The following is a 7735-nucleotide window of genomic DNA, read 5'->3' as shown; positions in this document are numbered from 1 at the left end:
CTTGAATCAAAAAACGTTGATTGGCGTTGCTGAAAGCGTAATTGCCCCAAACGGTTGCAAAACCGCATTTACGAGACTCAGGCTTTCAACTGCAAGTCTCTTCCCAGCATCGGGGCGTACATCCAAACCTGAAAGCAATCAGCTTTTAGCTGTTACCAATTAGTTAACAGTTAAAAGCGAATAGTTCAGAGATATTGGGTGCGATGTACTTGGGTAAAACCAAGAAATCAATGGGTTTACACACGTTTTGAAAGGCAGACTTAAAATAAATGGCAATCAAAGACCAGCCTCAACCTCCTCGTTTTCGCCAGATTGGCAGTATTCTTTTATTGCTGTCCAGCTTGTTCCTGCTAGCGAACTTGTTTTTACCGAGTTTGTTTGGCCCCCAGATTCCTAGAGTTCCCTACAGCTTGTTTATTCACCAAGTCGAAGAACAACAGGTCGAGCGTGCCTTGGTTGGTCAAAACGAAATTCGTTATCAGATCAAAGGTGAAGAAGGTCAGCCAGGGCAAGTGCTTTCTACTACACCCATTTTCGATCTAAACTTGCCCACACTCCTACAGGAAAAAGGGGTTGAATTTGCTGCTCCCCCACCACCTAAGAATACCTGGTTTACCAGTTTACTAGGTTGGGTGATACCTCCGCTGATCTTTATTGCTATTTGGCAGTTTTTCATCGGTCGTGGCGGTGGCCCTCAAGGTGCGATCTCGATCGGCAAGAGCAAAGCTAAGGTTTATGTAGAAAACGAGGGAACTAAAATCACCTTTACCGATGTTGCTGGGGTGGAAGAAGCCAAGACGGAATTGGTGGAAATCGTCGATTTTCTGAAGAATCCCGGTCGTTTCACTCAAATTGGGGCGCGTATCCCCAAAGGTGTGCTGTTGGTAGGCCCCCCTGGTACTGGGAAAACTTTGCTAGCCAAAGCTGTGGCTGGGGAAGCCGGCGTACCGTTCTTCAGCATCTCCGGATCGGAGTTTGTGGAACTGTTCGTCGGCGTAGGTTCGGCACGGGTGCGGGATTTGTTCGAGCAAGCGAAGAAGCAGGCTCCTTGTATAATTTTTATCGACGAGCTGGATGCGATCGGTAAGTCCCGCAGTAGCAACGGTTTTTACGGTGGTAATGACGAACGCGAACAAACTCTTAACCAGTTGCTGACGGAAATGGATGGTTTTGCCGCAACCAATACAACAGTGATTGTGCTGGCAGCTACTAATCGTCCGGAAACTCTAGACCCGGCACTGCTGCGTCCCGGACGTTTCGATCGTCAAGTGTTGGTAGACCGTCCGGATCTGGCCGGTCGCGAAGCAATTCTGAAGATTCACGCCCAAAAAGTCAAGCTGGGGGCGGATGTTAACATCAAAGCGATCGCTACCCGCACTCCCGGTTTTGCCGGTGCAGATTTGGCAAACTTAATTAACGAAGCCGCTTTGCTGGCAGCGCGGAATCGCCGCGAAGCTGTGGCCCAAGCAGACTTGACGGAAGCGATCGAGCGCGTCGTCGCCGGTTTGGAAAAGAAAAGCCGCGTCCTCAACGATAAAGAGAAAAAGATTGTCGCCTATCACGAAGTCGGTCACGCTTTGGTTGGCTTCTTGATGCCCGGTAGCGGTAAAGTGGAGAAAATTTCGATCGTCCCTCGCGGGATGGCTGCTTTGGGTTATACCTTGAAATTGCCCACAGAAGACCGCTTCTTGATGGATGAAGCCGAACTGCGGGGTGAAATTGCTACCCTCTTGGGCGGACGCGCCGCAGAAGAAATTGTCTTTGGTAGCATCACAACAGGTGCATCTAACGACTTGCAACGCGCAACCGACTTGGCAGAACGGATGGTGACTAGCTACGGTATGAGCAAGGTTTTGGGGCCGTTAGCTTACGAGAAAGGTCAGCAATCTATGTTCTTGGGCGATGGTATGCCCAATCCGCGCCGCGCTGTCAGCGATGACACCGCACAAGCCATCGATCGCGAGGTGAAGGAAATTGTCGAAACCGCCCATCACCAAGCTTTGGATATCCTCAAAACCAACCGGGACTTACTGGAAACTATCTCTACCAAACTCCTGGAAACAGAAGTTATTGAGGGTGAAGAATTGCACAAGCTGCTAGGCCAGGTTAAATCTGTTACCCCTGCAATGGCGACTGTTTAAGAACAATTTTACATAGCCCCACTAGCCAGCTAGTTCTAAATGACAGATGGCAAATTAAACAAGTTAATTTGCCATCTGTCATTTTATTTAAAAGCGATCCTCTTCGCCTATGTCTTTAGATAGAATTATTAGCAACGTCTATAGTGTAGATTCATAGACCAGTAAGATAAACAAACGCAGGCGATCGTCACTACACTAAGTACCAAGCGAACACAGCTGCAATACTTCCTTGGACAGAAGCCTTATCTACCGCTAGAGAGTAATATTAAGTCAGACTGATTATTAACATTCAAAGAAAACTATTACATATAGCTGATGGAAGTGATTGCTGCGGTTACACAGCAGCCAAGTATTGCATAATCGAGAAATCCGCTATGCCACACGTTTTATTAGTTGATGACGAAGAAGCCTTACGCGCTAGCCTCTCTTATTCTTTAATGAAAGAAGGCTATCAGGTAACAACAGCGCCAGATGGAATGACTGCGCTCAAACTGTTTCACAAGCAGGTGCCAGACGTAATAATTTTAGACTTGATGCTGCCAGGAATAGACGGCATGGAAATATGCTGGCGTTTGAGAGCTTATTCTGACGTACCGATAGTAATGCTGACCGCAAAAGATCAGGATATTGACAAAATCTGGGGCTTAGAAGCTGGTGCAGACGATTATGTCACCAAACCATTCAACACTCGCGAACTCATGGCACGGATAAAAGCTGTGCTGCGGCGTCGGGCTGGGGAAAAAAGCGCTTCGGCAGAAATTTAAAAAAAGCTACAAGCATTCAGAAATCCCGACTAAATTTCAAATGCGGTCGGGGTAGTTTTTTTGGCAATATCTCAATCTTGGATATCAAGTACGGTAGCATCGTTATCCTATAGTTGAATGTGCAAGAAATCGTTGTTTGTTTCCCCTCTGCTCTAAAAGTACTTCTGTTCTGAAAGTAGCCTAAATGATAACAATACAACTGGATACGATATGATTACTTTTCCAATTCGGATTAAATGGAATTCGATTCACACAAAATTGTTGGCCACATATCTGGCACTGACAGCACTGGGAACTTCCCTGCTAGCGGGTTACATTCTGCTTTCTTTCTACGGTTATTTTATGAGAAGCAGGCAGGCAGATCTAGATGCTTGGACTACTGCGCTGAGCGAAAGTGTAGCTGACTCGCTGGAAGAAAATAATTTAGAGCGGGTGGAATTGACAGTAAAACGCTACGGGGCACCAGAAACAGTTACTCTGCGCGTCTTTTCGCCAGATGGTCACTTACTGTCAACTTCTGCTCCCGATATCGATTATCAGGTAAGCGATTGGTTTGCAGTTCCCGGAATGAAGCAAGCATTTGCAAATCAGACAGCCCAAGGTATTGCCAAAGGCGTGCTGTCAAAAGACGATCGCTTGTACGTGGCGCGTCCTATAGTCCGCAACGGTCGCGTGCTGGGTGTCTTGCGGATGTCGATCACGCTGCAGCAGTTCCAGCGTCAGTTTCAAACAATTATTTGGACGATTTTAGGAACTCTCATTCTCACTTTCATTCTCTGCGCTGCAATTAGTGAATATCTGACTCGGAGTATTGCAAGACCGATCCAGTCCATGAGCAATTTTGCTATTCGGATGGGTGGAGGTAATTTTGGTGACAAATTAAATATCCGTCAAAGCGATGAAGTTGGGCAATTGGCAGTTGAATTGAATCGAATGAGTGCGCGGTTAGCTTCTTTGGATAATGAGCGGCGAGCATTTCTTGCCAGCGTATCGCACGAGCTGCGTACTCCCGTGAGCAATGTGTTTGTGACGCTGGAGGCGCTGGCGAATGGAGCTGCTGAGGAACCGGAACTGCGCGATCGCTTTATCAAAACTGCACAAGATGAGATTAAACGCTTGTCGCGACTAATTCACGACCTTCTCGATCTCGGACGACTGGAAGCAGGCGTAACGGCACTGGAACGGCAAACGCTGAAACTGAAATCCCTGATCGATCGGGCTGTACAAGCGATGGAAACCCGGATGCAATCCCATCAAGTCGGCATACATTTAGATGTTGCGGAGATGGTGGAATTACATGGCGATCCAGAACGTCTTATTCAAGCTTTTTTGAATATACTCGACAATGCGATTAAATATTCAGGGCCAAATTCTCAAGTGTTTATTTCTGTCTATAAAGAAGGCAGTCAAGCAGTTGTAAAAATTAGAGATCAAGGCCCAGGTATTAACAATACCGATCTGCCCTATATTTTTGAAAAGTTTTATACCGCAGATCCCTCGCGCAAAGGCAGCGGTACCGGTTTGGGATTGGCGATCGCACGCCGAATTGTGGAAGCTCATGGCGGCAGTATTGTCGCTCAGAGTTCCAGTCAAACCAAAGGGGCAATATTTACTATTTACCTTCCTTTGGAAATGCGCTCTGCTGGTTAAATGTTCGATCGGCTAAAGAAATTTCCGATTTAGCTAACCAATTATATTATCCGATCGCCAATCAATAAGAAAACAATTGAATTGACGAAAAAAGCAATAAATTTCCAAAATTCTGTCACCACAAGCTGCGTCCGCAATCTCGTCTCTTCTATTATGAAGATTTCGTGAAGTTGCTTAGCCGATCGAACTCCGACCCCAGCAATAGGGAATTCTAAAATCAGTTTTAGGTATTTTCTATGTTGAAAGCTTTGAGGTCGGGTGCTGTGTTGTCTGCGATCGCTATTGCCACCATATCATATCCTGCTATTGGTCAGCCGCAGATAACTCAATACGGTTTTCCTGTCAAGTCACCGGAAGTAGAGACTGGGGATCTACCCTGCTATATGATTACCTCCAATGCTCGCACGCTAGACTTAGGACGATTGTGCGGCGGTACTTCTCAAACGGCAACTTCAGCATTTCAACAGTCTGGTCGTTTGCGGTCTGTGCGAAGAGCAAGACTTAATAATTCTCAATACGCATTACAATACCAACGTTTGGCAGATACCTATCCCGATACTAATGTGAGAAGAAGGCTTGCGGTAAATTCTTCTTATACCGAATCAGTATGCCAACGTTTGGAGCAAGGACTAAGTGTCGAACAAATACGTTCTGAAGATATTGCACAATTACAACCTTCTGGCAACTTTACCCAGGATAATGCACGCAAGCAAAATATAGAAATTACGCTCAAGTTAGCTCCTCAATATTACTGTCCCGAAAGCTCTGCGGGAGAGAGTGGCGATCGTAATACTGGTAGTGATTTGCAAAACTCCGGTCGCCGTTCTACTAATGAACAACCTGATGACGATTCATTTAGGCAGCCTAATCTAGAACCAAGTCGTTTTGCTCCTACTCGCAATTTAGAACCAAGTCGTCTCGCCCCAACTCCTAATTTCAGTATCACTACACCATAGCTTTATTTAGTAGGAATCAATCTCCAACTTCTTGAATTTTTATTGGCAAAATATGGGGAATTCAAGAAGTTTTTTTTGTTGAGAAAAATTGGCATAGATAAAAAGTGCGATCGCTCTTTCGTCCACCAATTCCCAACCAATCTTTCTAAGCAATAGCAAAGTCTGTAAACCCTCGCACATCTGGCGGTTGAAAAGCCAAAACAATTTCACTGCTAGCAACACCCAAACGCATTAATTCAGTTGCTATTCCTTCCTCTGTCCAATCTTCTTCTATATAAATCTTGTCGTTCTTGATTCTAATATGAACGTGAGTATATTTCAGTCGTTTACTTCCTTGCCAATCAACTGTTAGCCATAAATAATGATCGTGGTTTTCATCAAACACCAAGCAGGTTTCAGAATGTCGATCGGACGATTGATTAGACAAATTATCGTATTCGGTAAGAACTTGCTTGATTAAATTGCGATAATGGTTTAATTTATCCATTCTACAATCTCCTCTCTTTCATTGCTAAAAACAATCAAAGCAATTTCATTGAGTTTGACAACGGCTTGAATAGATTTTCTCTGGAAAAATGTATCAAATATACTGTCTCTTACTGCCAAATAAATTTCATATCTCTGATTGTTTAATTTTAGTAAATTACGATATAGTATGTATTGTCCTAAAGCATTTTCAAAATCTCTCATTAGTGAAGGACTAATAAAGCTTTTGATTTCTACAATTATTTTGCGTCCATTTAGTTCTGCCGCTATAGGTTTCTCAGCAGCTAAATCCGCATATAGTTCAGCATCTTCATATTCAATAGTATAAGGATCGGCTGTAATTGTCCAACCATCTTTAATTAAAGCATTTTTTACGGCATCATGGTAAATATCTTTGGCTGGCATTTTGATTGTTATAAAAACAGTATTGATTATGATTATATCACTGCGATGGTGAGGCGATCGCACTCCCAAGCTCGCACATAGCCAAAGTGCGATCGCTCATCTCTCGATCTTAGATCCAAACTTTTCAGACTGTTCCTCCCATGATTTGAGAAAGGGTTGTAAAGAGGCGATCGCAATTAGGAGAAGCCTGACGTACCTTAGCAACATCCAATTTCTCTAAAAGCTGGGAAGCGTGTTGAATTTTTTGGTATTCACCCTTAGATGTATCGCTGGTAGCTTTCTTCAGATTTGGCTCCAAGCTATCTTTATCAATACTCTCCACATTGGGATTTTTGGGAATGCAATTTTCTTTAAAACCTTGACCATAATATTTCTTTAAAGTATCAATGTCAGCAATAAACCATGCTTCCATTGTTTGCACCATTAAATAACAATGATTATCATCCACTCCTGGTGAATCCCAATTATCCCTAAATTTCAAATGTTTCCAAGGCGTTTGTTTAACAGGCGCTTCCGCATCTACCAGCAGTACATTAAAAGCATCTGGATGATCTGATAACGCATTTTGAAAGTCGCTGAAAGCACTATTACGAGAACCACACATAATAATTTGCCATTTAATTCCCTTACTTCGTGCAATCTGAACTAGCTTGTTCAAAAAAGCGCTAAATCCTTGACGAAGTAAAGCTTTTGTATTCTTTGAATCTCCACCACCTTCGATGTAAATGCGGATTTCCTTTACCATCGGTTGCCTCCGATTTCACCCATCCGCCAGAGATCTCCAAGAGTATACTTTTCCAGCCATTTTTTCAGCCGTTCGGGGTCAAGACGACGCAAATGGCTTCCCTTATCATCTCGCTCGCATACCATTACTGACTCAGGGGAAAGAGCGGAAACCAAAGCATCAGAATGAGTGGTAACAATTAATTGTGTTCTTTGAGATGCGTCGATTAACATTTCAGCAATTGTGGGTAGAATATCTGGATGTAAACCTATCTCCGGTTCCTCAATACAAATAAGTGGTGGTGGAGTTGGATCTAGCAGTAAAGCCATTAAGAATAAATAACGCAATGTACCATCTGAAAGACGGGTTGCAGGAATTGGTTGAGTTAGACCTTCTTCACGAATAAATATTTGAACTGTACCACCATAAATCTTGCTTGTAAGTTCTTCTGCTGCATCGTAGAACTTCTTTAGCTTCTCTATAAGTTGTCTTGTTCCCAGTTGGTATTGTAAGTTGTTTAAAACAAGTCCAAGGTTACTACCATCTTCTAGTAGAGGATGTTCAGGTAAGTCTGGTTTTTGAGGCATCCTGGGATCTGAATCTCGTCCT

Annotated in this window: 8 protein-coding genes; 4 read left to right on the top strand and 4 right to left on the bottom strand. The window is 43.8% G+C overall.

The features are described from left to right. Positions 1–269 precede the first annotated feature (269 nt). From ftsH4 to H6S82_RS11635, 4 genes are all read left to right on the top strand, one after another. Positions 270–2141: an ATP-dependent zinc metalloprotease FtsH4 gene (gene ftsH4 / locus H6S82_RS11650; protein WP_190468243.1), complete on the top strand. Its 1872-nt coding sequence runs from the start codon at positions 270–272 to the stop codon at positions 2139–2141. Between the two features lie 374 nt (positions 2142–2515). Next, positions 2516–2905 carry a response regulator gene (locus H6S82_RS11645; RefSeq protein ID WP_190468246.1) on the top strand — a complete coding sequence of 130 codons (390 nt, stop codon included), beginning with the start codon at positions 2516–2518 and terminating at the stop codon, positions 2903–2905. A gap of 210 nt (positions 2906–3115) precedes the next feature. Beyond that, positions 3116–4555: an ATP-binding protein gene (locus H6S82_RS11640; RefSeq protein WP_190468249.1), complete on the top strand. Its 1440-nt coding sequence runs from the start codon at positions 3116–3118 to the stop codon at positions 4553–4555. 236 nt (positions 4556–4791) lie between these two features. Continuing rightward, positions 4792–5511 carry a hypothetical protein gene (locus tag H6S82_RS11635; protein WP_190468252.1) on the top strand — a complete coding sequence of 240 codons (720 nt, stop codon included), beginning with the start codon at positions 4792–4794 and terminating at the stop codon, positions 5509–5511. A 145-nt stretch (positions 5512–5656) separates the two neighbouring features. Here H6S82_RS11635 and H6S82_RS11630 read toward each other — a convergent pair whose 3' ends face one another. The 4 genes from H6S82_RS11630 to H6S82_RS11615 all read right to left on the bottom strand — a co-directional run. Then, on the bottom strand, positions 5657–5998 hold the full coding sequence (locus tag H6S82_RS11630; RefSeq protein WP_190468254.1) for a XisI protein: 342 nt from the start codon (positions 5996–5998) through the stop codon (positions 5657–5659). Then, positions 5986–6402: a XisH family protein gene (locus H6S82_RS11625; protein ID WP_190468257.1), complete on the bottom strand. Its 417-nt coding sequence runs from the start codon at positions 6400–6402 to the stop codon at positions 5986–5988. The genes H6S82_RS11630 and H6S82_RS11625 overlap by 13 nt, the downstream gene beginning before the upstream one ends. Positions 6403–6526: 124 nt before the next feature. Continuing rightward, positions 6527–7147 (bottom strand): DUF4276 family protein, encoded by a 621-nt coding sequence (locus tag H6S82_RS11620; RefSeq protein WP_190468260.1) that lies wholly within the window; start codon positions 7145–7147, stop codon positions 6527–6529. Then, positions 7141–7735 (bottom strand): AAA family ATPase (locus tag H6S82_RS11615; protein WP_191056244.1); only part of this gene is annotated, 595 nt, incomplete at its 5' end. The genes H6S82_RS11615 and H6S82_RS11620, both read right to left, overlap by 7 nt.

Source organism: Planktothrix sp. FACHB-1355, from assembly GCF_014748295.1.
GTDB classification, from domain to species: domain Bacteria; phylum Cyanobacteriota; class Cyanobacteriia; order Cyanobacteriales; family Aerosakkonemataceae; genus Aerosakkonema; species Aerosakkonema funiforme_A.
This window is presented reverse-complemented; position numbering and strand designations above follow the sequence as displayed.

Bases quoted from the DNA above. Each gene is read 5' to 3' on its own strand.
- ftsH4 (WP_190468243.1), top strand. From the start codon at position 270: ATGGCAATCAAAGACCAGCCTCAACCTCCTCGTTTTCGCCAGATTGGC.
- H6S82_RS11645 (WP_190468246.1), top strand. From the start codon at position 2,516: ATGCCACACGTTTTATTAGTTGATGACGAAGAAGCCTTACGCGCTAGC.
- H6S82_RS11640 (WP_190468249.1), top strand. From the start codon at position 3,116: ATGATTACTTTTCCAATTCGGATTAAATGGAATTCGATTCACACAAAA.
- H6S82_RS11635 (WP_190468252.1), top strand. From the start codon at position 4,792: ATGTTGAAAGCTTTGAGGTCGGGTGCTGTGTTGTCTGCGATCGCTATT.
- H6S82_RS11630 (WP_190468254.1), bottom strand. From the start codon at position 5,998: ATGGATAAATTAAACCATTATCGCAATTTAATCAAGCAAGTTCTTACC.
- H6S82_RS11625 (WP_190468257.1), bottom strand. From the start codon at position 6,402: ATGCCAGCCAAAGATATTTACCATGATGCCGTAAAAAATGCTTTAATT.
- H6S82_RS11620 (WP_190468260.1), bottom strand. From the start codon at position 7,147: ATGGTAAAGGAAATCCGCATTTACATCGAAGGTGGTGGAGATTCAAAG.